General features: G+C 45.2%; 3 protein-coding genes and 1 pseudogene. All 4 read right to left on the bottom strand.

Annotation, left to right across the window (positions count from 1 at the left end):
• Positions 1-411 (bottom strand): annotated as a pseudogene (locus tag WBA23_RS18645) (hypothetical protein); the annotation flags it as partial.
• A gap of 7 nt (positions 412-418) precedes the next feature.
• Entirely contained in the window at positions 419-829 is a 411-nt protein-coding gene (locus WBA23_RS18640; protein WP_424583791.1) for a putative toxin-antitoxin system toxin component, PIN family, read from the bottom strand.
• A complete protein-coding gene (locus WBA23_RS18635) occupies positions 826-1,116 on the bottom strand; it encodes a hypothetical protein (RefSeq protein WP_424583790.1) in 291 nt (96 codons plus the stop codon). Before WBA23_RS18635 ends, WBA23_RS18640 begins: the two co-directional genes overlap by 4 nt.
• Positions 1,117-1,135: 19 nt before the next feature.
• On the bottom strand, positions 1,136-2,426 hold a 1,291-nt coding region (locus WBA23_RS18630), incomplete at its 5' end, for a hypothetical protein (protein WP_424583789.1).

The raw sequence follows: 2,426 nt of genomic DNA, 5'->3' as shown, positions 1-2,426 counted from the left end.
GGTCTCTGCATCCTGTTTCAGGTACAAATCCAGCACTTCGCCCAAGCGGCGGTGCTGCTCATTATCTGACTGCCGCAGTCGTTGCAAATCGGTATCCGGGTCCCAGGCTACAAGCTGTAATTGCCCTTTAATGTAATCGGCATTGAATAACAACTCCCCCACGTCGAAAGAATCGGATACGAGCTTACGATCCAGGGTAGTTCCCCGCAGTTGTTTGTCTTTAACAATATTTTTGAAGGCCGTTCGCACCAGGTCAATCTGAGCGAAGGGACTGGGGATGGACGTAGGCGGCTGCTCAGTATTGCCCCCTTCGGGATCGCTAATGGCATCAATTTGCCGACGGCCGTACGCATCAGCTTTAAACCAGTGCTCGCCATTAGTAAGATTATGGTAGGTTAGTACTTTGGGCATGCTTACTTTAGTTGAAAAGTGATTTTTTAACCTGATTCAGTTTCAGGCATTTTATCTTCGGAAATTCAATAGTATCCAATACTGCGAAGTGTTTATCATTACTAATTAAAAAATCGGCATTAGCTGCTACGGCACAGTCAACATATTTATCATCGTCAGTATCCCCGGTAACCATCGTCCATCGATATGATGGCTTAACTAAGCGCGTGGAGTCAAGACTTAAAAGCAACTCTACCAGATCGTTACCTACGCCAGAACTGAAGATCATATCTATAACTTCTTCGTACTCCAATAAAATCTCAGTAGTCACTGCTAGTTCAATAGTATTGTCTTGAATTTCATCGAACAACCAGCGATGAGATGCTTTCTTAGGTAATATCTGAATCAGACAGTTTGTATCCAGAACAATTACCCTCATTCTGTTTTACTTTTTCGCCGATAGTGCGTTTTACCCCATTCTTCTACTTTTTCGTCCACATCCCAACCCCTTTCCTCGAATATCCGGTCAACTGCATCATCAACCTTCTTTGCGTAGTAATTGGAAATCATCCGTTTAATATCCTTTAACTCTTCTTCATCAAATTTTCGGCTGCTAAAGAACTTCAGCAAAGACAACTGCATAGGATGCACCTTTTCCGAAACTGGTGGATGTTCATCTTTCTTCTTCTTATCTGCTTTCTTGTCTTTTTTAGTGGAAGTACTCATAGTAAGTTTTTTACTCATCTCAAAAATCAAATTTACGGTCTACCAAAGAACGAGTAGCGTCATAAAAAACACGCATAAATTTCTGTTCTACCGGCACACTACCTACGTTCCGTTCAGCGCGGTTCAGTTCTTCGTCGTACAGCACGTAATTGTCCCGGGCAAACGGATTCCAGTGGCGCTGGGGCTCAATGCCCCGTACCGTATCAAATAGTCCCGACGAGGATTCTTCCGACAGGGCGAAGGGCGCAAAAGCTCGTTTGTTTTGACGAAGCTCTTTGAGCCAAGTACCGAACTGCTCATTGAACGAACTCAGATGGTTCTGGTAGTACGCTCCGTGGGTGAAGGTTTTATTGATAGGCGGTTTCTTTCGGTTAGTCCAGGGTTGCTTTCCGAGTGTATGGCTTAGCTTATCGCGCAAGTAGAGGTAGAAATACCAATACTGGGTGAGCGGAGCTTTTATCTGGGCCTGAGTTTCGTCGCCCAATTGGGTAAAGCTCACCATTTCTTCGTCGCGTTTAATACCAAACTCTTTGTAAATGGGCTTCACTGCCTTCCCGTTTTCCGAATTTAGTGCCGCATCGGGCATATTCATAAAGTCAACTATCGACAGGGCAGCGGCTACTTCCAGAAAATGAGCGTCGTTGCGTTGGCCATGCTCACCGGGATCGTTTGGGTAATCTTTAGTACGATCATCTCCCAGATAGTAGAGCGCGTTCACCGAATTGTTGCCACTCACATTGGTTTCGTAGTACGATAGGGCAGCTTTGGATTTAGAAATGAACGTAGCTTTATCGATTTTACTAGTTGGGTCAGGGGCTACGCCGAAGTAGGGTAATAGCGTAACCGCTCCAATTTTAGCATTACGAATCCACTCGTGGTTCGGCAAGGGCGGTTGAGCATTACGCACATTTTTAAGAATGGTGGGGAAGCCAGCCGCCCCGGTGCCTCCGAAGATAGAACTGATAATGAAAATCCGGTCGTTCTGTGAGAAGTTGGAAGCAAAATTAACAAACTCGCCCGAGTCTTTAAACTGGTTTAGTACTACGCTACCGATGTTGGGATTACCCACAAAACCGATGTCCATCTCGGTTTCCAGATTTTTTTCGGAGAACAGCAGACTGACCAGTGCTTTGTTCTTATCATCCAGACTACCAAAGTCAATGTAGTCTTTAAACTGCTCGTTCTGCACATCCTTCAGTTTAAAGGAAAACGTACTGCCGATATTCTGACTACCGGTAAGCCGCTGTAGTGTACTAATATTGGTCTGAAAAAACCCTTCCCGGCCCGTATCGCGCTTATCGCGTACGGCT

Source organism: Tunicatimonas sp., from assembly GCF_049647865.1.
GTDB lineage: Bacteria > Bacteroidota > Bacteroidia > Cytophagales > Cyclobacteriaceae > Tunicatimonas.
This window is presented reverse-complemented; position numbering and strand designations above follow the sequence as displayed.